A 22,364-nucleotide genomic window follows, 5' to 3' on the forward strand; every position below is an offset into this window, starting at 1 on the left:
CGCGTCAGGAAGGCGTGGGGGCGTGGCGGCGGGCGCGGAGGGCCAGGCTCAGGGAGAGCACCGTTTCGGGGTCGTCCAGGTCCGTGCCCAGGAGTTCCGAGATGCGGGCCAGCCGGTTGTAGAGCGTCTGCCGGTTCAGATGGAGCTCGCGCGCCGTCTCCGCCTTGCGGCCCGCGTGGGCCAGGTACGTCTCCAGCGTCGGCAGCAGCGGCGGGCGCGACGTCGTGTCGTGCGTGCGCAGCGGCCCGATCGCGCGGTCCACGAAGGCGGCCAGATCGGGGTGTTCGCGCAGCCGCCACAGCAGCAGGTCGATGTCCAGGCGGCGGGCGTCGTACCAGGGGCGGGCCGGCAGGCCGTGGGCCGCCGTCGCGGTCTCCGCGGCGTGCCGCAGACCCGCCGAGGCCGCCGCCCAGCCACCCGCCACGCCGACGACCACGGCCGGCGGGGCGTCGGCCCGGTCCAGGCCCGCGCGCTCGACGCCCGCCCGCAGCGCGGCCGAGACCCGGTCGGCCACCGCCGCACGCTCCGACTCCGCGCGCAGGGAGACCAGCAGCGGCACCCGGCCCTCGACCGGGCGGACACCCAGCAGGACCGGGACCCCGACGGACGACAGCTCCTCCAGCACCGCACGGGCCAGGACGGCCCAGTTCCCGGACGGGCCGAGGTCGGAGGCCAGCCGCATCACCACCGGCAGCAGCGGACCGCCGCCCGGCTTGAAGCCCAGGACGCGGGCCTGCGCCGGTGCGTCCTCCGCCGAGATGCGGCCCTCCGCCAGGTCCGTCAGGAAGTCGCCGCGGCCGCGCGCCGCCAGCTCCTCCTCCTGCCGCGCCTGCATCAGGACGACGGCCAGGACGCCCGCCGTGCGTTCGGCCGCCATCCGGTGCACCGGGAGCAGCGGGGCCGAGACACCGACCAGGACGACCCGGGCCCGGACCGAGCCGGTGCCGTGGCCCCCGCCCGGTACGTCGACCACCACCGTGTTCGTGGAGGGTTCGGCCTCGCGCTGGCCCCGCAGGCCCTCCCACACCTGGAGCGGGTCCGCGCCCGCGTCCCCCGCCGTGCTGCCGGCCGCGTACAGGAGCTGCCCGTCGGGGGTCTCCAGGAAGACCGGGTTCCCCGTGAAGTCGGCCAGGATCCGCAGGACCTGCGGGATGCCCCCGCCGCCCAGCAGCGCCTCCGTACAGCGGCGGTGGACCTCTTCGGCCCGCTGGAGCAGGGCGTAGTGGTGGTTGACGATCTCGGTGTGGACCTCCTCCGTGACCGCCACGAAGGGGACCTCCCGGTGGAGCTGGACCAAGGGCAGACCCGCCGAGCGGGCGGTCTCCACGAGGGTCGCCGGCAGCCGGGTGAAGCGCGGGCCCAGTTCGACCACCAGCGCGGCGATCCCGCGGTCCGCGAGGCGGCGTACGAAGGCACGCTGCTCGGCCGGCCGGGTGCCGAGGCCCAGACCCGTGGTCAGCAGCAGCTCACCGCCCTTGAGCAGCGAGGCGATGTTCGGCACCTCGCCCGCGTGCACCCAGCGGACGGTCCGCCCCAGGCGGTCGGCGCAGGCCACCACCTCCGGCAGTCCGCTGCGCAGCCCCGGCAGCTCCAGTGCCCGCTGAACCGTGATCCCGCCCTGGTTTTCCATATCGCGGGACGCTACCGGCAGAACTGTGCCCATCGTCAGGCGGGCCGGATGTTGTGGTTGAAGCGGAAGATGTTGTCCGGGTCGTACTGCCGCTTCAGCGCGCCCAGCCGCTGCATGTTCTCGCCGCCGAGGCCCGAGACCACCCGCTCCACCCCCTCGTCCCCGGTGAAGTTGAGGTAGACCGCGCCGGTGCTCCACGGCCGGGCGTCGGCGCGGACGTCCTTGACCCACTGCCGGCAGCGCTCGTCGTCGGCCGCGTCCTCCCAGATCCCGAACGGGTGCACCGCCCACGGCGCGTCGCGGTACGGCACCGGGTAGTCGGCCGGGCCGGAGGCGATGGCGCCGCCCTGCGGGAAGACCAGGTGCTGGGTGCCGGTCGGTACCGGCATGGCCTCGGCCCGGGCGCAGAAGACGTCCACGAACGCGTCGGGACAGCCGGTGAGGTACTCGGCCGACCAGTAGTTCCGCATGCCCGGCGGGTCGTCGATCATGCATTGGAGATCGGCGTACGGGATGGCCGTGACGATCTCCGACTCGTGGGGGATCGCCAGCAGCGGCTCGGCCAGTTTCCGCATCTCGTCCTCGGGGCCCGCGTACGTCAGCAGCGCCCCGGCCAGCAGCCGGCCGACCAGGTGCGGCGGGACGAACTCCTCGGGCGGGCCGGTGAGGTAGAGCGCGGCGCCCGAGGCCTCGGGCGGTGCGGCCTCGATGACGTCCCGGTAGGTGCGGACCACCTCGGGCCCGCGCTCCGGCAGGTACAGCAGGAACGCGATCGACATGGCGGGCAGTTCGTACAGCCGCAGGGTCAGCGAGGTGGCGACGCCGAAGTTCCCGCCACCGCCGTGCAGCCCCCAGAACAGCTCCGGGTGCTCCTCCGCGGTCGCGTGGATCAGCTCGCCCTCGGCAGTGACCAGGTCCACGCCCAGCAGGTTGTCCACGGCCAGGCCGAACTTCCGGTCCAGCCAGCCGCTGCCACCGCCCAGGACGTAGCCGCCGACGCCGGTGGTGGATGCCCGGCCGCCGGTGGTCGCCAGCCCGTACGGCTCGCAGGCCCGGTCCAGGTGGCTCATGGTGGCCCCGCCCTCGATGTGCGCGGCCCCGGCCGCCGGATGGACCGTCACCTCGTGCATCCGCCGCAGGTCCACGACGAGGCCGCCGTCGTTGAGGGACATCCCGGCCACGCTGTGCCCGCCGCCGCGCACGGCGACGTTCAGGTCCAGATCCCTCGCGAACCGCACGGAGGTCACCACGTCCGCCGTGCTCTCGCACTGGGCGATGACGGCGGGTCTGCGGTCGATCATCGCGTTGAAGAGGGTCCGGGCCTCGTCGTACCCCGGATCCTCCGGGGCGAAGACCTCGCCGGACAGATCCTCGCGGAGCGCGGTCAGGGCCGCGCCCGCCTTCGACAGGGGAGCCATGGCTGCCCCCTTCCACCGGAGGGAGGGCATAGGACCCTTCCAGGGTAGGCGCGGACGATCACCGGGGCACGGCGAGAAGATCCGCGCCCCGGGCGAGTCGCCCGCGCCCGGCCACGCGCCCCCGGCGAGTCGCCCGCACCCGGGCCGTCCTAGCCTCCGTACGCCCCGCTGGCCGTCAGCCGCAGGGCCGTGTCGATCAGCGGAACGTGGCTGAAGGCCTGCGGGAAGTTCCCGACCTGCCGCTGGAGCCGCGGGTCCCACTCCTCCGCGAGCAGACCCAGGTCGTTGCGGAGCGACAGCAGCCGCTCGAACAGCCGCCGCGCCTCGTCCACCCGGCCGATCATCGCCAGGTCGTCGGCCATCCAGAACGAGCAGGCCAGAAAGGCCCCCTCGTCGCCCTCCAGGCCGTCCACGCCGGCCTCCTCGCCCGCCGTCGGGTAGCGCAGGATGAAACCGTCGGGCGTGGACAGCTCGCGCTGGATCGCCTCGATGGTGCCGATGACCCGCTTGTCGTCCGGCGGCAGGAAGCCCATCTGCGGAATCAGCAGCAGGGAGGCGTCCAGCTCCTTCGACCCGTACGACTGGGTGAAGGTGTTGCGCTCCTTGTCGTAGCCCTTCTCGCACACGTCCTGGTGGATCTCGTCGCGCAGCTCGCGCCACCGCTCCAGCGGGCCGTCCGCGTCCCCGCTCTCGATCAGCTTGATCGTGCGGTCCACGGCCACCCAGGCCATCACCTTCGAGTGCACGAAGTGGCGGCGCGGGCCGCGCACCTCCCAGATGCCCTCGTCCGGCTGGTCCCAGTGGGTCTCCAGGTAGCGGATCAGTTTGAGCTGGAGCAGCGAGGCGTAGTCGCTGCGGGCGAGCCCGGTCATGTGGCCCAGGTGCAGGGCCTCGGTGACCTCGCCGTACACGTCGAGCTGGAGCTGGCCCGCGGCGCCGTTGCCGACGCGGACCGGGCGGGAGTTCTCGTAGCCGGGCAGCCAGTCCAGCTCGGTCTCGCCGAGCTCCCGCTCGCCCGCGATCCCGTACATGATCTGCAGGTTCTCCGGGTCGCCGGCGACCGCGCGCAGCAGCCACTCGCGCCAGGCGCGGGCCTCCTCGCGGTATCCGGTGCGCAGCAGCGAGGAGAGGGTGATGGCAGCGTCCCGCAGCCAGGTGTAGCGGTAGTCCCAGTTCCTGACCCCGCCGATCTCCTCGGGGAGGGAGGTGGTGGGCGCGGCGACGATCCCGCCCGTGGGCCCGTACGTGAGGGCCTTGAGGGTGATCAGCGAGCGGATCACGGCCTCCCGGTAAGGCCCGTGGTACGTGCACTGCTCGACCCACTCGCGCCAGAACTCGGCGGTCGACTCCAGGGCCGCCTCGGCGTCGGGGGTCTCGGGCGCGTCACGGTGCGAGGCCTGCCAGCTGATGCTGAAGGCCTTCCGGTCGCCGGGGCCGACGGTGAAGTCGGAGTACGTCGTCAGGTCCTTGCCGTAGGTCTGCGCGTCGGCGTCCAGCCAGACGGAGTCGGGGCCGGCCACGGCCACGGTGCGCCCGTCGACCTTGTGCACCCACGGCACGACCCGCCCGTAGCTGAAGCGCATCCGCAGGGCCGAGTGCATCGGCACGCGCCCGCTGATGCCCTCCACGATGCGGATCAGCTGCGGCGCGTGATCCTCACGGGGCGGCATGAAGTCGATCACGCGGACCTTGCCGCGCGGGGTGTCCCACTCCGATTCCAGCACCAGCGAATCACCGCGGTAGCGGCGGCGGGTCGCGCGCGGGGCCTCGGTACCCGCCGGGAACGACGGGCCGATCCGCCAGAACCCGTGATCCTCGGTGCCGAGAATGCTCGCGAACACGGCGTGCGAGTCGAAGCGTGGGAGGCAGAGCCAGTCCACCGCTCCGTCCCGGCAGACCAGTGCCGCGGTCTGCATGTCCCCGATCAGTGCGTAATCCTCGATGCGCCCGGACACGTGCATCTCCAGTCGAACGGCCACGTCCGCCCCGAAGGGCGCTTGCATTGCGCGGTTGCGCGGTCTCCTGTGTGCAGGGATCTCCGCGTGAGCCCATGATTCCGTATATCGGCTCGGTTAGGCCGTCTGACGGACTGCCCGGCGGTGATGTGTGCAATATCCGAGCAGGATATGACGGCACCCTAGTGATCTCCGTGAGCCTGTGGAGAATGCGGTTGGGCCGAACGGGTGAACAGCGGCGATGCCGCCCCGGCGCACTTGGGCGCCCCCGCACCGAGCGTGCGCGCCGCGTGCCCGGAGGCGGACCGCTCCGGGCGCTGATAGGCTGGTACCCCGTGGACCGGTGGTCTGCCTGTGCGAATCAGGAGCCCCGAAACCGCAGCTTCGGCGCCCCCTGAGACCCTTCCGGATCGACGGTGGCCGGCGCCGGACGCACCTCACCTCGCGACCACGGGAGCCCCCTCTTGGCGACGCCGCCCGCTGCTTTTCGAAACAGCACAGCCATGACGACCAAGCACATCTTCGTCACCGGGGGTGTCGCTTCCTCCCTCGGCAAGGGCCTGACGGCCTCCAGCCTGGGTGCGCTGCTGAAGGCGCGCGGTCTGCGGGTCACGATGCAGAAGCTCGACCCGTACCTGAACGTCGACCCCGGCACCATGAACCCGTTCCAGCACGGCGAGGTGTTCGTCACCAACGACGGCGCCGAGACCGACCTGGACATCGGCCACTACGAGCGCTTCCTCGACGTCGACCTCGACGGCTCGGCCAACGTCACCACCGGCCAGGTCTACAACACGGTCATCGCCAAGGAGCGCCGCGGCGAGTACCTCGGTGACACCGTGCAGGTCATCCCGCACATCACCAACGAGATCAAGCACCGCATCCGCCGCATGGCGACCGAGGACGTCGACGTCGTCATCACCGAGGTCGGCGGCACCGTCGGCGACATCGAGTCGCTGCCGTTCCTGGAGACCGTCCGCCAGGTCCGCCACGAGGTCGGCCGCGACAACGTCTTCGTCGTGCACATCTCGCTGCTGCCCTACATCGGCCCCTCCGGCGAGCTGAAGACCAAGCCGACCCAGCACTCGGTCGCGGCCCTGCGCAACATCGGTATCCAGCCCGACGCCATCGTGCTGCGCGCCGACCGTGACGTCCCCACCTCCATCAAGCGCAAGATCTCGCTGATGTGCGACGTGGACGAGGCGGCCGTGGTCGCGGCGATCGACGCCAAGTCGATCTACGACATCCCGAAGGTGCTGCACACCGAGGGCCTCGACGCGTACGTCGTGCGCAAGCTCGACCTGCCGTTCCGCGACGTCGACTGGACGGTGTGGGAGGACCTGCTCGACCGGGTCCACAACCCCGACCACGAGGTCAAGGTCGCGCTCGTCGGCAAGTACATCGACCTGCCCGACGCCTACCTGTCGGTGACCGAGGCGCTGCGCGCCGGCGGTTTCGCCAACAAGGCCCGGGTCCAGATCAAGTGGGTCACCTCCGACGACTGCAAGACCCCGGCGGGCGCCGCCGCCCAGCTCGGCGACGTGGACGCGATCTGCGTGCCCGGCGGCTTCGGCGACCGCGGCGTCAACGGCAAGGTCGGCGCGATCACCTACGCCCGAGAGAACAAGATCCCGCTGCTCGGCCTGTGCCTGGGTCTGCAGTGCGTGGTCATCGAGGCCGCGCGCAACCTCGCGGGCATCGAGGACGCCAACTCCACCGAGTTCGACGCCTCCACCCCGCACCCGGTCATCTCGACCATGGAGGAGCAGCTGGCCTTCGTCGAGGGCGCGGGCGACCTGGGCGGAACGATGCGCCTGGGCATGTACCCGGCCAAGCTCGCCGAGGGTTCCATCGTCCGTGAGGTCTACGGCGACGAGGCCTACGTGGACGAGCGCCACCGGCACCGCTACGAGGTCAACAACTCCTACCGCGGCGAGCTGGAGAAGAAGGCGGGCCTCGTCTTCTCCGGCACCTCCCCGGACAACAAGCTCGTCGAGTACGTCGAGTACCCGCGCGAGGTGCACCCCTACCTGGTGGCCACCCAGGCCCACCCGGAGCTGCGCTCGCGCCCGACGCGCCCGCACCCGCTCTTCGCCGGCCTGGTGAAGGCGGCCGTGGAGCGGCAGCAGTCCGCGAAGTGAGAGCCTGACCGCATAACGTAGGCAGCCGGGGCACGGACCGTGTCCCGGCTGTCGCGTTCTCGGGGAAGGTATCGGCCATGGTCATGGGCAACGACATCGTGGACACACCGGAGTCGTGGGAGGTCGTCGCCTCGCGGACCCCGTTCGAGGGCGCGAAGACGGCCGTGAAGTCGGACCAGGTGCGGATGCCGGACTCCTCGGTGGTGCGCCGCGACTACCAGGTGCACCCGGGCTCGGTGTGCGTCCTCGCCCTCGACGAGGAACAGCGGGTGCTGGTCCTCAAGCAGTTCCGCCACCCGGTGCGGCACCGGCTGTGGGAGCTCCCGGCCGGACTGCTGGACGTACCCGGCGAGAACCCGCTGCACGCTGCCCAGCGGGAGCTGTACGAGGAGGCGCACGCCAAGGCGGGCGACTGGCGGGTGCTGGCCGACTTCTTCACCTCGCCCGGCGGATCCGACGAGGCCGTCCGGATCTTCCTCGCGCGGGATCTCGCGGAGGCCGAGGGGGAGCGGTACGCGGTCTCCGAGGAGGAGGCGGACATGGAGATCGCCCGGGTCCCGCTCGCGGACCTGGTCCGCGGAGTGCTCGCGGGCGAGCTGCACAATCCGGGTCTGGTGACCGGGGTTCTGGCCCTCGCGGCGGCCCTCGCCTCCGAGGGCGGCATCGACGCCCTGCGCCCGGCCCTCGCCCCCTGGCCGGCCCGCCCCTACGAGGCGTGAAGGGTGCCCGCAGGACACCGGCCGGGCGCGCCGCGCGAGCGGGGCGTGAAAAATAGGTCCATCTGCTGATCCGATTGGGGGATTTGCCCGCCGCGCTCCACCCGGGTCGTCGCTCTGCGTGAACTACGCTCGCAATCCGGTGGCAGGGAGAGGAGCGGATCCGTGGCGGATTTCGTCGGGCGGCGGCGTGAGCTCAAGGAGCTGCGCGAGGACATCGCGCGAACCGGGCTCGACACCCTCTCCGGCCGCAAGGCCAAGGCGCCCCGGGCCCGGGTGCTGCTCGTCGCCGGGCGGCCCGGCTCCGGGCGCACGGCCCTCGCCGAGGCCTTCGTGCACGAGGTCGCCGAGGAGTACCCCGACGGAGTCATCCGCACCCGCCTCACCGCCCCCGGCGGGGAGACCGTGGCCACCGAGCGGGCCGTCCGGAGCCTGCTGGAGGGACTCGGGCGGCCCACCCCGCCCGGGGCCGGTGAGGACGAGCTGAGCTCCGCCCTGCGCACCGCCCTCGAAGGCCGCCGGGTCATCATCCTCGTCGACGACGCCGCCGACCCCCAGCAGGTGGACGCCCTGCTGCCGGACACCCCCGAGTGCCTCGTCGTGGTCACCGCCGAGGGGCCGCTCACCGGGATCCCCGACGTCCGGCCCTGCACCCTGGGCGGACTCGACACCCCCTCCGCCGTGGAACTGCTCGCCCAGCGCATCGGCGACACCCGCGTCACCGCCGACCCCCGGGCCGCCGAGGCCCTCGCCGAGGAGTGCGGGGGACAGCCCGCCGCGCTCGTCCTCGTCGGCGGGTGGCTCGCCGCCCACCCCAAGGCCTCCGTCGCCGACGTGGCCAAGCAGCTCCACGACATGCCCGCCACCACCGGCGGCCCGCTCGCCCGCGGCTTCCGGCTCGTGTACGAGTCCCTGCCGCAGCCCGCCCAGCGGACCCTGCGGCTGCTGCCGCTCGCCCCGGCCGGCATCGTCGACTCGCACACCGCCTCCGCCCTGGCCGGCTGCTCCGTGGCCGCCGCCCAGTCCACCCTGGACGACTTCGCCGGCCTGGGCCTCGTCCGCCCCTCCCGCGACGGCATCTTCCTGCTGCCCGGCTGCCTCGCACCGCTGCTCCAGGCCCTCCTGGAGGCCAAGGAACGCCCCGCCGAGGTCCAGCTGGCCCGGGCCCGGATGCTGGAGCGCACCGTACGGCTGCTGCACTCCTGCCGGGCCATGGCCGAGGCCGCGGAGCCCGGGGTGGACGCCGCCGTCGACGACGGCCTCCGCGAGCTGCTGGACGGCCTGCCGCGCGCCCTGCGGTTCCCCGACCGGCGGGCCGCCGCCACCTGGCTGGACACCCGGCTGCCCGCGCTCACCGCGGCCGCCTCCCTGGCCGTGGCCGACGGGGAGCTGGACACCCTGGCCCGCCGGCTGGTCGCGGCCCTCGTACGGGCGCTGGCGGACCACCGGGGCACGGCCGGGGCCGCCCCCGAGCTGTACGGGCTGCACCGCCTGGTCCTGGACGTGGCCGAGCGGCGCAACCTGCGCCGCGAGCAGGCCGCGGCGCTGCTGAACCTGGCCGACCTGGACGCCGAGACCGGCCGGACCCATGAGGCCCTGGAGCGCTACCGGGCGGCGCTGGACGCCGGACGGGCGGCGAACGACCCGTACGCGACGGGCCGCGCGATGGAATCCGTAGGCGGCGCCTACCAGGAGCTGGCGGACTGGCACCGGGCCTCCGACTGGTTCGGCCGGGCGCTCTCCCAGGCCCTCGCGCGGGGCGAGCGCGCGGACGAGGCCAGGCTGTACGGGCGGCTCGGGAACGTCCACACCTACGCGGGGCGGTACGGGGACGCGCTGCGCAACTGGCGGGCGGCCGCCGCGGGCTACCGGAAGCTGGCCGATGTCCCCGGTCAGGCCAAGGCGTTGAGCGAGATGGCCCGGGTCCAGGAGTACGCCGGCCGGCCCGAGGAATCGCTGCACACCTGCCGCGAGGCGGTGGAGCTCGCCCGCAGGGCGGGCGACCAGCGACTTCAGGCCGCACTGCAGGTCCGGCTGGCCGACACGCTGGACAGGCTGGGGGACCCCGCGGCCGCCAGGCTGCACCGCTCCGCAGCCGACAGATTGCTGGGAGATGACCCCGCAGCCTGCGAAATCCGTAGTGCTTCCGACTGAGATTATTGGTTTGCAAGGCTAGACAGCGACTCATCCTTCATTAGACTGGGTTCACCGCGGCATCCCGTGGTGCATCCCGTTGCGCGTTCTTGTGGGCGGGTATGTATGGAAGTGCCCCGTAATATCCCCTGAGCCAAGGACCGTGATCGACGATGAAGGTCGGCATCCCCCGCGAGGTCAAGAACAACGAGTTCCGGGTCGCCATCACGCCCGCCGGCGTGCATGAGCTGGTCCGTAACGGCCACCAGGTCTTCATCGAGCAGAACGCCGGTGTGGGTTCCTCGATCACGGACGCCGAGTACGTCTCGGCCGGCGCCGAGATCCTCGGTACCGCGGACGAGGTCTGGGCGACCGCCGACCTGCTGCTGAAGGTCAAGGAGCCCATCGCGGAGGAGTACCACCGCCTCCGCAAGGACCAGACGCTCTTCACCTACCTGCACCTGGCGGCCTCCCGCGAGTGCACGGACGCCCTGCTGGAGTCCGGCACCACCGCCATCGCCTACGAGACGGTCGAGCTCGCCAACCGCGCGCTCCCGCTGCTCGCCCCGATGTCCGAGGTCGCGGGCCGCCTGGCCCCGCAGGTCGGCGCCTACCACCTGATGCGCTCGGCCGGCGGCCGCGGCGTCCTCCCGGGCGGTGTCCCCGGCACCCACGCCGGCGAGTGCGTCGTCATCGGCGGCGGCGTCTCCGGCTGGAACGCCGCGCAGATCGCCATCGGCATGGGCTTCCACGTGACCCTGCTCGACCGCGACATCAACAAGCTCCGCGAGGCCGACAAGATCTTCGGCACGAAGATCAAGACGATCGTCTCCAACGCCTTCGAGCTGGAGAAGGCCGTCGTCGAGGCCGACCTCGTCATCGGCGCGGTGCTGATCCCGGGTGCGAAGGCCCCGAAGCTGGTCACCAACGAGCTCGTCGCCAAGATGAAGCCCGGAAGTGTCCTTGTCGACATTGCGATCGACCAGGGCGGCTGCTTCGAGGACTCCCGTCCGACCACTCACGCCGAGCCGACCTTCATGGTCCACAACTCGGTCTTCTACTGCGTCGCCAACATGCCGGGCGCGGTTCCGAACACCTCCACCTATGCGCTGACGAACGCGACGCTGCCCTACATCGTGCAGCTCGCCAACCTCGGCTGGGCCGAGGCGCTGCGTCGTGACGCCGCGCTCGCGCTGGGCCTCAACACCCATGACGGCCAGGTCGTTTACGGTCCCGTCGCCGAGGCCCACGGCCTCGAGACCCTCGAGCTGAGCACGCTGCTCGGCTGACACGTCAACGACTGACGTCAATCTCACGTATCCGGCCGGACCTTGCCCGCAAGGTCCGGCCGGGCGCGTTTGCGGTGTGCCCAGGGACCCCGCTCAACTCGCCTCGAACGTAACCCTTTAACCCTTTCGCGCACCCGCGAAACTTCGCAGCGACAGCTCGTGCGCCCTTGACAGAGTGGTGTTCGGTTGCCGACACATCGTGCCGGGTCCGGCGGATTGTGTTGCCGCTGGGCGGTGACACGCCATAGAGTCGCCAACCGTCGGCATGGTGCCACGCTGACCTATCGATAAGTGTCCTGGTCACGTCCGAGGAGGTAAGACGACTTGTGAATGAGTCGACATTTGCTCCTGGGGGTGGTCGAGCAGGGATGCCTGAGCGGGGCCAGGGCCCTAGCGGGCTCGAAGCTGTCGGCTCCGTCGCAGTACGCACCTTCGCAAACCACCAGCACATGACGACGCCCCAAAAGAGCATGGACGGCCTAGACGTGAACTCCAGGGCCGGCGACCTGAGCGGCGAAAAGCCCGCGGGTTTCGCCGACTACGACAATGTGCCCGAGGGGCACTTCTACGACCCCGACGCGGAGTACGAACCGGACCCCGAGTACGCGGCCACTCTCGCGCCCGACGCTGCCCGTCAGCGCCGTGAGCGGATCGGCCCGACCGGACGCCCGCTCCCGTACTTCCCGATCCCGGGTCCGCTGACCGACCACGGTCCGGCGAAGATCATCGCGATGTGCAACCAGAAGGGCGGCGTGGGCAAGACCACGTCGACCATCAACCTGGGTGCCGCGCTCGCCGAGTACGGGCGCCGCGTGCTGCTCGTCGACTTCGACCCGCAGGGCGCGCTGTCCGTGGGTCTCGGCGTGAACCCGATGGAACTCGACCTGACGGTCTACAACCTGCTCATGGAGCGGGGCATGTCGGCCGACGAGGTGCTACTCAAGACGGCGGTCCCCAACATGGACCTGCTGCCGAGCAACATCGACCTGTCCGCTGCCGAGGTGCAGTTGGTCAGTGAGGTCGCGCGCGAGTCCACCCTGCAGCGGGCCCTGAAGCCCCTGATGGCCGACTACGACTACATCGTGATCGACTGTCAGCCCTCGCTCGGCCTGCTGACCGTGAACGCCCTGACGGCGGCTCATAAGGTCATCGTCCCGCTGGAGTGCGAGTTCTTCGCGCTGCGCGGCGTGGCGCTGCTGACCGAGACCATCGAGAAGGTGCAGGAGCGGCTCAACCCCGAGCTGGAACTCGACGGCATCCTCGCCACGATGTACGACTCCCGTACGGTGCACAGCCGCGAGGTGCTGGCGCGCGTCGTCGAGGCCTTCGACGACCACGTCTACCACACGGTCATCGGCCGCACGGTGCGCTTCCCGGAGACCACGGTCGCCGGTGAGCCGATCACGACGTACGCGTCCAACTCCGTCGGCGCCGCCGCCTACCGCCAGCTGGCCAGGGAGGTGCTCGCCCGGTGTCCCGCCGAGTGAGTCTGCCCGGAGCCGACGAACTGTTCCGTACGACCGGGGGGATGGCACTCCAGTCGTCCTCACCGCGGCGCGGGGTCGAGGAGACGCCCGCCGCGGAACACTCGGCCACTTCGGCCGAAGGCGCGGCGGGTGAGGGCCGCGGCCGGGAGGCCGCGGACGCCGGCGGGCCCGTCGTGGGGCAGCCCAGGCGGCCGCAGGAAGGTTCTGCCGGACCGGCCGGCGCCGTGGGGTCCGCCCCGGCCGGCGCGGGCCGCCGGGGCAAGGGGCAGGGCCGGGGCGCGAACCGGCGCCCCAGCGGCCGCGAACGCCACGACGAGAAGATCACGGTCTACGTCTCCGCCGAGGAGCTCATGGACCTGGAACACGCGCGGCTGGTGCTGCGCGGGGAGCACGGACTGGCGGTGGACCGGGGCCGCATCGTCCGCGAGGCGGTCGCGGTCGTCCTCGCCGATCTGGAATCCCGCGGCGACGCGAGCATCCTCGTACGACGCCTGCGCGGCCGCTGACCGCCCTGCGGGCCCCGCCCTGCCGACGCCCCGGCCCGTCCGGGCCGCCGGCGCGCCGCTCCTTGGCCCGCGGCGCGCTCTCCCGGAGCCGGGCCCCGGCGGCTGTCCGCCCGACGACCGGCTTCCGGGCGATCTGAGCCCCGGCCCCCGGAACTCCGTCCCGCCGCGGGAGCGCCGGTCCGGCGGTGACGCCGTGCCGGGCGGTGGTCCACCGGGGAGTGCGGGGGAGCCCGTAGGCTGCTGGTGGCCGCGGCCACGGCGCCCGGCCCTCCACGCCGCCCCCCATGCACCTCCTGGACCGCGATGCCCTTCCCCGCCGAACCCGGCCGACCGACCCGGCGCGTCCTGGGCCGCGGCCCCGGCGCTCCCGACGCGGCCCGGCGACCGGAGGCGTACGACGGGGGAGCGGACCGCGAAGGCCCGGAAGGCCCGGGAAGCCCGGAGGCCCCCGAGGTCCCCGGAGCGCCCGAGGTCCCTGGGACCACCGAAGCCTCCGAAGCCCCTGAGGCGCCCGCTGCGCGCCCCGCGCCGGTGGCGGGCGGTACCCAGCCGGAACGTTCCCCCGGGCCCGCAGCCGGGCAGCAGCAGCCCCCTGAGTCCCACCCGGGCCCGGACGCCGGGGCGGCCGTCCGCCTGGAGACCGCGCCCCCCGCGGGCGGCGACGGGCGGTTCACCCTGCGGCTCGCCAACTTCGAGGGCCCCTTCGACCTGCTGCTCCAGCTGATCTCGCGGCACAAGCTCGACGTCACCGAGGTCGCGCTGTCCAAGGTCACCGACGAGTTCATGGCGCACATCCGCGCCATGGGGCCCGACTGGGACCTCGACCAGACCACCGAGTTCCTCGTGGTCGCGGCCACCCTCCTCGACCTGAAGGCCGCCCGGCTGCTGCCCGTCGCCGAGGTCGAGGACGAGGCGGACCTGGCCCTGCTGGAGGCCCGGGACCTGCTCTTCGCGCGCCTGCTCCAGTACCGCGCGTACAAGCAGATCGCCGAGATCTTCGAGCGGCGCGCGGAGGCCGAGGGCAGGCGGTACCCGCGAACGGTCGGGCTGGAGCCGCACCACGCGGACCTGCTGCCCGAGGTCGTCATCAGCATCGGGCCGGAGGGGTTCGCCCGGCTCGCGGTGAAGGCCATGCAGCCCAAGGCCAAGCCCCAGGTGTACGTGGACCACATCCACGCCCCCCTGGTCAGCGTGCGCGAGCAGGCCGGGCTGGTGGTGCGGATGCTGAAGACGCGCGGGGAGGCCACCTTCCAGGAGCTCACCGAGGACGCCGGGGACACCCTCACCGTCGTCGCGCGCTTCCTGGCCCTGCTGGAGCTCTACCGGGAGAAGGCGGTCGTCCTCGACCAGGAGGAGGCCCTGCAGACCCTCACCGTGCGCTGGAGCGGCGGGGACGGCGACGGCATGCCGACCGTGACCGACGAGTTCGACCAGATCGTGGAGGCGAAGGAGTGAACGGCGACGTGAGCGCGGTGGCCGAGCTGGAGCTGAAGCCGGCCCTGGAGGCCGTGCTCATGGTGGTGGACGAGCCGGCCACCGAGGCGCACCTGGCCAAGGTGCTGGAGCGCACCCCGCGCGAGGTCGCGCAGGCGCTGCGGGAGCTCGCCGACGAGTACACGGCCGCCCGCCGGGGCTTCGAGCTGCGGCTGGTCGCCGGCGGCTGGCGGTTCTACACCCGGGCCGCGTACGCGCCGGCCGTGGAGGGCTTCGTCCTGGACGGCCAGCAGGCCCGGCTCACCCAGGCGGCCCTGGAGACCCTGGCGGTCGTCGCGTACCGCCAGCCGGTCAGCCGATCGCGGGTCTCGGCGGTCCGCGGGGTCAACTGCGACGGGGTCATGCGGACCCTCCTCCAGCGGGGTCTGGTGGAGGAGGCGGGGACGGAACCCGAAACAGGTGCGATCCTGTACAGGACGACGAACCACTTTTTGGAGCGGATGGGCCTGCGCGGTCTTGACGAGCTCCCGGAGCTCGCGCCCTTCCTCCCCGAGGCGGAGGCGATCGAAGCCGAGACGCAGGAAGGTGTTCCGTCGTTCGATCCGGACGCACCGGACACAGATGCAGACGACGACAAGACGACGGAACTTTGATGCGAAGCAGCGGCAACGGCAACGGTGGCGGCAACAGGAACAGCGGCGGCGGTGGCGGCGGGCGCGGTAACTCCCGCGGCGGCTCCTCCAGCGGCGGCGGTGGCTACCGCGGGAGCGGCTCCGGCGGTGGCAGCGGCTCCGGCGGCTCCCGCGGCGGCAGCTCCGGCGGCGGCTCCCGCGGCGGCAGCTCCGGCGGCGGTTACCGGGGCGGCAGCTCCGGCGGCTCCGGCGGCGGCTCCCGCGGAGGCAGCTCCGGCGGCTCCCGCGGCGGCTACCAGGGCGGCGGCTACCAGGGTGGCGGCTCCCGCGGAGGCAGCTCGGGCGGCGGCTACCAGGGCGGTGGCGGCTACCAGGGCGGCGGCTCCGACTCGCGCGACCGCGACCAGCCGGCCCCCCGCATCCGCAACCCGCGTCCCGAGGAGCGCCGCTACGACGTAGGCCCCGAGGGCGAGCGCAGCGGACGCAGCGGCCCCAAGGCGGGCGGCGGCGGTGCCCGCGGCGCCGCGGCGCGCGGCGGCGCCAAGGGCGGTCCCCGGACCTCCAAGACCCCCGGCATCGGCGGCGCCGGCGGCCCGCGCAGCGGACCCGGCAGCCGCAGCGGCCAGTCCCGCCCGCGCGAGCTGGACGCGCGGATCGAGGAGCGCGTGCGCGACCGGTACGCCGACAAGCCCGTGGTCAAGACCCCGAAGACCTTCCCGGGCGCCGAGGAGGAGGGTGAGCGCTTGCAGAAGGTGCTCGCCCGCGCCGGCATGGGGTCGCGCCGCGCCTGCGAGGAGCTCATCGAGCAGGCCCGCGTCGAGGTCAACGGCGAGATCGTGCTGGAGCAGGGCAAGCGCGTCCTGCCGAAGGACGAGATCAAGGTGGACGGCCTGACCGTCGCCACCCAGTCGTACCTGTTCTTCGCGCTGAACAAGCCCGCCGGTGTCGTCTCCACCATGGAGGACCCGGACGGCCGCCAGTGCCTCGGCGACTACGTCACCAACCGTGAGACCCGTCTCTTCCACGTCGGCCGGCTCGACACCGAGACCGAGGGCATCATCCTGCTCACCAACCACGGTGAGCTGGCCCACCGCCTCACGCACCCGAAGTACGGCGTGAAGAAGACGTACGTGGCGGCCATCACCGGCCCGCTGCCGCGCGAGATCGGCAAGCGGCTCAAGGACGGCATCGAGCTGGAGGACGGCTACGCCCGCGCCGACCACTTCCGCGTCGTCGACCAGGTCGGCAAGAACTACCTGGTCGAGGTCACCCTCCACGAGGGCCGCAAGCACATCGTCCGCCGCATGATGGCGGAGGCCGGCTTCCCGGTCGAGAAGCTCGTCCGGACCTCCTTCGGTCCGATCGAGCTGGGCGACCAGAAGTCGGGCTGGCTGCGCCGCCTGACCAACACCGAGGTCGGCATGCTGATGCGCGAGGTCGGTCTCTAGGACGCAGGCCGGCCGCCGCGCAGGCGGCCGGTCCGATCGCAGAAAACCCGCGGTGCCCCAGGGCGCCGCGGGTTTTCTGCTTGTCGGGGGCCCCGATCACTGTTTATAGTCAATCTGACCATTAAATAGTCCGAGGGGGGTCGTCATGAGCTGGACCATGAGCTGGACCGAGGTGCTGGGCTTCGCCACCGGCGCCCTGTGCGTCTGGCTGGTCGCCCGGCAGCACGTGGCCAACTGGCCGATCGGGATCGCCAACAACGTCTTCTTCATCGCGCTCTTCGCCCAGGCCGGCCTCTACGCCGACGCCGGGCTCCAGATCGTCTTCATCGCCCTCGCCGCCTACGGCTGGTGGTCCTGGACCCACGGGGGTGGACCAGGATCCGCCGAGGCCCTGCCGGTACGCCGCACCACGCGCACCGAATGGGCCGCGCTCGCCGCGGCGGGGGCGGTGGGGGTGCTCGCCCTCACCCTGCTGCTGAGCCGGGCCACCGACTCGACCGTGCCCTTCTGGGACGCAGCTACCACCGGGCTCTCGCTCGCCGCCACGTACGGACAGTGCCGCAAGCTCGTGGAGTCCTGGTGGCTGTGGATCGCCGCCGACCTCGTCTACATCCCGCTCTACGCGTACAAGGGGCTCTACCTGACCTCCGCCCTCTACGTGGGCTTCCTCGCCCTGTGCGTGGCCGGACTCCTCGGCTGGCGGCGCACCCTGCCCGCGCGGGACGCCCGTACGGCGGCGGAGGCGACGGCATGAGGCGCCACGGGCACGGCCTGGTCCTCGGCAAGTTCTACCCGCCGCACGCCGGGCACCACCACCTCGTACGCACCGCCCAGGACCAGTGCGAACGGCTGACCGTGCTGGTGTGCGCGGCCTCCGTCGAGTCGGTCCCGCTCGCCGACCGGGTCGCCTGGATGCGCGAGGCGCACCCCGGGGCCGACGTCGTCGGCGCCGTGGACGACATCCCGGTCGACCTGCACGACCCGGAGATCTGGGAGGCGCACATGGCCGTCTTCCGCGGCGCCGTCCCCGGGCGGGTGGACGCCGTGTTCACCTCCGAGGAGTACGGCGGCGAGCTCGCCCGGCGCTTCGGCGCCGAGGAGGTCCTCGTGGACCGGGAACGGACCCTGTTCCCGGTGTCCGGTACGGCCGTGCGCAAGGACCCGGCCGGCTCCTGGGAGTTCCTCGGGCCGGCCGTCCGCGCCGCCCTGACCCGGCGGGTCGTCGTCCTCGGCGCGGAGTCCACCGGGACCACCACGCTCTCGCGGGCCCTGGCGGACCACTACCGGCGGCGCGGCGGCGTCTGGGCCAAGACGGGCTGGGTCGCCGAGTACGGGCGCCGGTACAGCGAGGAGAAGCTGGCCGCGGCCCGCGCCGCCGACCCGGCGGCCTCCTGGGCGGACGTGTCCTTCACCTCGCGGGAGTTCCCGGTCATCGCGCGCCGCCAGGACGCGGACGAGGAGCACGCCGCCCGGCTCGGCTCCCCGGTGCTGTTCTGCGACACCGACTCCTTCGCGACCGCCATCTGGCACGAGCGGTACACGGGCGGCCGGAACGCGGAGGTCGAGCGGATCGCCGACCTCACCCGGCGCGACCTGTACCTGCTCACCGACCACGCCGACGTGCCCTTCGAGGACGACGGACTGCGGGACGGGGAGCACCTGCGGCCCTGGATGACCGAGCGGTTCAGGTCGGAACTGGAGCGCACCGGGCGGCGTTTCCTCGTCGTACGCGGGGACCGGGCGGCCCGGCTGGAGGTGGCCGTCCGCGCCGTGGACGCGCTGCTGGCCGAGGGCTGGCACTTCACCGACCCCCTTCCGGAGAACCGATGACCGCCGGCTATGACCCGTACGCCTTCGAGCCGTTCGCGGTGACCGTCGACCTGGCCGTCTTCACCGTGCGCGGCGGCGCCCTGCACGTCCTGCTGATCCGGCGCGGCCAGGAACCGTACGCCGGGGCCTGGGCGCTGCCCGGCGGGTTCGTCCTGCCGCGGGAGTCCGCCGAGGCCGCCGCCCGGCGCGAACTGGCCGAGGAGACCGGCCTGCCGGACCGCCTCGTGGCCGCGCTCCACCTGGAGCAGCTGCGCACCTACAGCGAACCGGACCGCGACCCCCGGATGCGGGTGGTCTCGGTGGCCTTCACCGCCCTCGTCCCCGACCTGCCGGAACCCTCGGCCGAGGGCGGCGGGGACGCGGCGCACGCCCGCTGGACCGCGCTGGACGAGGTCTCGGAACTCGCCTTCGACCATGCGGTGATCCTGGCGGACGCACGCGAGCGGATCGGCGCCAAGCTGGAGTACACCTGCCTGGCCACCGGCTTCTGCCCGCCCGAGTTCACCCTCGGCGAGCTGCAGTCCGTCTACGAGACCGTCTGGAACACCACCCTCGACCGCCCCAACTTCCGCCGCAAGGTCCTCGCGACGCCCGGATTCGTCGAGGCCGTGCCGGGCGCCGCCCGGCTGACCGGCGGCCGCGGCAAACCGGCCGCCCTCTACCGGCCCGGTCCGGCGACCACCCTCCACCCTCCCCTGCTGCGACCGGAAGGATCCACCCGATGACCAAGCGAGCCGCTACGGGCGCCCTGATCGGCCTGGCCCTGGGCGACGCCCTCGGCTTCCCGACCGAGTTCAACGACGTGCCCTCGATCCTGGCCAAGACGGGCCCCTGGCGCGAGATGAGCCTGCCGCGCCCGGCGATCGTCACGGACGACACCCAGATGACCCTCGCCCTGGCCCGCGGCATGCGCACGGCGGCCGGGCGCGGCCCGGTGGGCCCGCTGCGCCTGACCCGGCCGGTCCGCGAGGAGTTCGTCGACTGGTACCACTCCCCGGACAACAACCGCGCCCCGGGCCGCACCTGTATGACGGCCTGTCGGCTGCTCGACACCCCGGACCGGGACTGGCGCGACGCCAGCCAGACCGGCTCCAAGGGCTGCGGCGCCAACATGCGGGTGGTCCCGGTCGGACTGGTACCGGAGTGGACCGAGGAGGAGCGGGCCGGCGCCGCACAGCTCCAGTCGGCCCTCACCCACGGACACCCGACGGCGCTCGCCGCCTCCGACCTGACCGCGCGCGCCGTGTACCTGCTGGCCCAGGGCACCGAGGTGACCGGGCTCGTCGGACGGCTGCGCTCCTACGCCCTGGAGAACCGCACCCGCTACCACGAGCGCTGGCTCGGCGACCTGTGGATGCGGACCGCGTCCGACGCCTCCCCGGCGTCCTTCATCGCGCGGGGCTGGGACGAGTGTCTGGCGGTCCTCGACCGGCTCGCGGCCGCCCTGCGGTCCCCCTCCCCGGAGACCGACCCCTGCCTGACCACGGGCGACGGCTGGATAGCCGAGGAAGCCCTCGCCACCGCCCTGCACTGCTTCCTGCTCTTCCCCGACGAGCCGCTGACCGCACTGCGCCGGGCCGCCTGCACGCGCGGCGACTCCGACTCCATCGCCTGCCTCGCGGGCGCCTTCGCCGGAGCCCACCTCGGCGCGGACGTCTGGCCCCGCGAATGGGAGGGCCGCATCGAGTACCGGGACGAACTCCTGGCCTTCGGCGCCCTCTGGGACGCTTGACCCATGCTGGACGCACTGAGTATCGACCTGACCCCCGTCGTGGCGGAGCAGCCCGACCCGCTGCTCTTCGCCACGGTCTCCGGCGCGCACCTGTACGGCTTCCCGTCCCGGGACTCCGACAAGGCGGCCGCCGAGCACGGGGGCTACGAGGGCCCGCCCGTCGGCGGCGTACGCGAGGACTTCGAGGCGCTGCATGCCGTGCTGGACGCGGGGCAGGCCGCGTCCGCGCTGCCCGAGCAGGCGACGGCGTACGACGCGCTCGACGAGTTCGTCGTACGGCGGCGCACGCTACGCGGCTGACGCGCGGCGGGTGCGGACCAGGAAGTCCTGCACCCGGGCGTGGTCCGGCTCCGCGGGCAGCACGGTGGAGGCCAGGGCGCTCTCCGTCTCCTCCTGGAGACGGGCCATCCAGGCGTCGGCCTCCTCCCAGGTGAGCTCGCCGCGGCGGACCGCGAGCAGGCGGTCGCGGTACGGGCCGGCGTCGATGGTCAGCCGGCCCGTGCGCAGGAGGTCACGGCAGGACAGCAGCAGGCGCAGCAGGTGCATGGCGTGCTTCCAGCGCGGGGCGCCGTGGACGCGGACGTCCGCGAGGAGCTTGCCGCGCTGGGAGGCCGCGTACCGGCTGAAGCTGGCGTGGGCCCGGCGGGAGAGGAAGGCCCCGCGGAGGGAGAGCAGTTCCTCACCGACCGGGGTGACCTCTTCCAGCAGGGGGGAGTGCAGGCACTCCAGGATGTTCGGGTTGGCCCGCAGGGCGAGTTCGCAGAAGCGCTCCAGCTCCCAGGAGAACTCCTCGTCCCGCGGGCCCTCCACGTGCGTGGGCGGCTTCTCGAACCGCCAGAACAGCGGCGTCGGGGCGAGGTAGACACCGCGCAGGTCGGTGTCGCTCGCCTCCGTCGCCAGTCCGAACGCCCGGGAGCCCATCACGCACCGGTAGACCGTGTGGTCCCGTACCAGCGTCAGATCGTCCATCCCGGGAGCGTAGGCGTCTGACCTGCCGCTATGCGAGCGAGATATTGCCGTCCGCCGCGACCTTGATCTTCTTCTCGGCCAGCCCCTTGGTGGCCGGACCCTTGGTCACCGCGCCGTCGGCGATCGCGAACTTGCTGCTGTGGCAGGGGCAGTCGATGGTGCCGTCCTCCACCTTGTTGACCAGGCACCCCTGGTGGGGGCAGACCGCCGTGAAGCATTTGAAGGTGCCGGCCTTGGGCTGGGTGACCACGACCTTCTCCTCCTTGAAGACCTTGCCGCCGCCCACCGGCACGTCCGCCTTCTTGGTGAGGGTCTTGCCGGCCGCGGCGCCCGTGTCCGCCGACGTGGCGGGCGCCGGGGCGGCGGGCTCGGCGGGCTGGGCGGGCACCTCGTTCGGTTCCCCCGGGGAGGCCTTTTCGCCGCTGTTGCTGCCGCAGGCGCTGATCGCGCCGCCGGCCAGGGCGGCCGCGCCGATCGTCAGTACCGTGCGCCGGGCGGTGTGCGTGAGGTCGCTCATGAGTCTCTCCTCGCTTCGTGGCCGGATGGCGTGCAGCATCCTGGCCTGCGGCGGGCCTCAGGTGAAGCCTGCCGCGCCGGTTCATCGGCCCGGTTCCCATGGGGCCAGTGAGGCAGGGCTGCCGGGTGTGCGTACGACCTCCCACACGTGGATCACGGCTTCCCGGTTCAGCGGACCGTGAACATGTGGATATCGGCCACCGGAATCACTCTCCCGGCGGACCTCGGCGGTCAGCACGCCCTCGTCGAGCTCCACCGCGAGCAGGATCCCGGGTACCGACCGGTAGTGCGCGTCGACGATCGCGAGTGCCGTGGGCCGGTCCGCGGAACAGTGGACGAACCCCTCGGCCTCCAGCGAGGGCGGGGCGTACGGGCGCTCGGGCGCGGCGGCCCAGTCGGCGAGCGGGACGATGTGGAAGATCATGCGGATCGTTCTACCCCAGGGGGAGCGGACGTGTGCGCCAGGTGGCGGCATGGTCCGCAATGGGTGACATTGTCCGTGTCCCGAAGCCGGGAGCGCCGCTTCCG

At 72.6% G+C, this 22,364-nt stretch carries 19 protein-coding genes and 1 pseudogene; 14 read left to right on the plus strand and 6 right to left on the minus strand.

Going from position 1 to position 22,364, the window contains the following annotated elements; translation table 11 throughout:
* Positions 1-4: 4 nt before the first annotated feature.
* From ACZ573_RS26855 to ACZ573_RS26865, 3 genes are all read right to left on the minus strand, one after another.
* Entirely contained in the window at positions 5-1,630 is a 1,626-nt protein-coding gene (locus ACZ573_RS26855) for a PucR family transcriptional regulator (RefSeq protein ID WP_471308498.1), read from the minus strand.
* Between the two features lie 35 nt (positions 1,631-1,665).
* Complete coding sequence (locus ACZ573_RS26860; protein ID WP_471308500.1) at positions 1,666-3,048, minus strand: FAD-binding protein; 1,383 nt, start codon at positions 3,046-3,048, stop codon at positions 1,666-1,668.
* A gap of 149 nt (positions 3,049-3,197) precedes the next feature.
* Complete coding sequence (locus ACZ573_RS26865) at positions 3,198-5,027, minus strand: glycoside hydrolase family 15 protein (protein WP_390173241.1); 1,830 nt, start codon at positions 5,025-5,027, stop codon at positions 3,198-3,200.
* A 479-nt stretch (positions 5,028-5,506) separates the two neighbouring features.
* Between ACZ573_RS26865 and ACZ573_RS26870 the strand changes: the two genes are divergently transcribed.
* The 14 genes and pseudogenes from ACZ573_RS26870 to ACZ573_RS26935 all read left to right on the plus strand — a co-directional run.
* Entirely contained in the window at positions 5,507-7,144 is a 1,638-nt protein-coding gene (locus ACZ573_RS26870; RefSeq protein ID WP_471308503.1) for a CTP synthase, read from the plus strand.
* An 83-nt stretch (positions 7,145-7,227) separates the two neighbouring features.
* Complete coding sequence (locus ACZ573_RS26875; protein WP_471308834.1) at positions 7,228-7,863, plus strand: NUDIX domain-containing protein; 636 nt, start codon at positions 7,228-7,230, stop codon at positions 7,861-7,863.
* Positions 7,864-8,025: 162 nt separating this feature from the next.
* Positions 8,026-10,014: a tetratricopeptide repeat protein gene (locus tag ACZ573_RS26880; protein ID WP_471308505.1), complete on the plus strand. Its 1,989-nt coding sequence runs from the start codon at positions 8,026-8,028 to the stop codon at positions 10,012-10,014.
* A gap of 152 nt (positions 10,015-10,166) precedes the next feature.
* A complete protein-coding gene (gene ald, locus ACZ573_RS26885; RefSeq protein WP_471308507.1) occupies positions 10,167-11,282 on the plus strand; it encodes an alanine dehydrogenase in 1,116 nt (371 codons plus the stop codon).
* A 368-nt stretch (positions 11,283-11,650) separates the two neighbouring features.
* On the plus strand, positions 11,651-12,769 hold the full coding sequence (locus ACZ573_RS26890) for a ParA family protein (RefSeq protein ID WP_471308509.1): 1,119 nt from the start codon (positions 11,651-11,653) through the stop codon (positions 12,767-12,769).
* Positions 12,754-13,275: a hypothetical protein gene (locus ACZ573_RS26895; RefSeq protein WP_471308511.1), complete on the plus strand. Its 522-nt coding sequence runs from the start codon at positions 12,754-12,756 to the stop codon at positions 13,273-13,275. Before ACZ573_RS26890 ends, ACZ573_RS26895 begins: the two co-directional genes overlap by 16 nt.
* Before the next feature lie 303 nt (positions 13,276-13,578).
* A complete protein-coding gene (locus ACZ573_RS26900) occupies positions 13,579-14,730 on the plus strand; it encodes a segregation and condensation protein A (protein ID WP_471308514.1) in 1,152 nt (383 codons plus the stop codon).
* Entirely contained in the window at positions 14,727-15,362 is a 636-nt protein-coding gene (gene scpB, locus ACZ573_RS26905; protein ID WP_471308515.1) for an SMC-Scp complex subunit ScpB, read from the plus strand. The genes ACZ573_RS26900 and scpB overlap by 4 nt, the downstream gene beginning before the upstream one ends.
* Positions 15,362-16,789 (plus strand): pseudouridine synthase, encoded by a 1,428-nt coding sequence (locus tag ACZ573_RS26910; RefSeq protein WP_471308516.1) that lies wholly within the window; start codon positions 15,362-15,364, stop codon positions 16,787-16,789. The genes scpB and ACZ573_RS26910 overlap by 1 nt, the downstream gene beginning before the upstream one ends.
* Positions 16,790-16,934: 145 nt before the next feature.
* Positions 16,935-17,543 carry a nicotinamide riboside transporter PnuC gene (gene pnuC / locus ACZ573_RS26915; protein ID WP_471308518.1) on the plus strand — a complete coding sequence of 203 codons (609 nt, stop codon included), beginning with the start codon at positions 16,935-16,937 and terminating at the stop codon, positions 17,541-17,543.
* On the plus strand, positions 17,540-18,619 hold the full coding sequence (locus tag ACZ573_RS26920; RefSeq protein ID WP_471308521.1) for an AAA family ATPase: 1,080 nt from the start codon (positions 17,540-17,542) through the stop codon (positions 18,617-18,619). Before pnuC ends, ACZ573_RS26920 begins: the two co-directional genes overlap by 4 nt.
* Positions 18,616-19,344, plus strand: a complete 729-nt coding sequence (locus tag ACZ573_RS26925) for an NUDIX hydrolase (protein WP_471308522.1) — start codon at positions 18,616-18,618, stop codon at positions 19,342-19,344. The genes ACZ573_RS26920 and ACZ573_RS26925 overlap by 4 nt, the downstream gene beginning before the upstream one ends.
* Positions 19,341-20,351 carry an ADP-ribosylglycohydrolase family protein gene (locus ACZ573_RS26930; RefSeq protein WP_471308524.1) on the plus strand — a complete coding sequence of 337 codons (1,011 nt, stop codon included), beginning with the start codon at positions 19,341-19,343 and terminating at the stop codon, positions 20,349-20,351. The genes ACZ573_RS26925 and ACZ573_RS26930 overlap by 4 nt, the downstream gene beginning before the upstream one ends.
* Before the next feature lie 3 nt (positions 20,352-20,354).
* A pseudogene (locus ACZ573_RS26935) lies at positions 20,355-20,471 on the plus strand (DNA polymerase beta superfamily protein); the annotation flags it as partial.
* Between the two features lie 168 nt (positions 20,472-20,639).
* Here the strand turns inward: ACZ573_RS26935 and ACZ573_RS26940 are convergent.
* The 3 genes from ACZ573_RS26940 to ACZ573_RS26950 all read right to left on the minus strand — a co-directional run bounded on the left by ACZ573_RS26940 (position 20,640) and on the right by ACZ573_RS26950 (position 22,260).
* On the minus strand, positions 20,640-21,320 hold the full coding sequence (locus ACZ573_RS26940; RefSeq protein ID WP_471308527.1) for a nucleotidyltransferase domain-containing protein: 681 nt from the start codon (positions 21,318-21,320) through the stop codon (positions 20,640-20,642).
* A gap of 28 nt (positions 21,321-21,348) precedes the next feature.
* Positions 21,349-21,837: a Rieske (2Fe-2S) protein gene (locus tag ACZ573_RS26945; protein ID WP_471308528.1), complete on the minus strand. Its 489-nt coding sequence runs from the start codon at positions 21,835-21,837 to the stop codon at positions 21,349-21,351.
* 81 nt (positions 21,838-21,918) lie between these two features.
* Positions 21,919-22,260, minus strand: coding sequence for a DUF952 domain-containing protein (locus tag ACZ573_RS26950; protein WP_471308532.1), 342 nt, complete (start codon positions 22,258-22,260; stop codon positions 21,919-21,921).
* Positions 22,261-22,364 lie beyond the last annotated feature (104 nt).

It is taken from the genome of Streptomyces sp. NPDC040545, assembly GCF_055595065.1.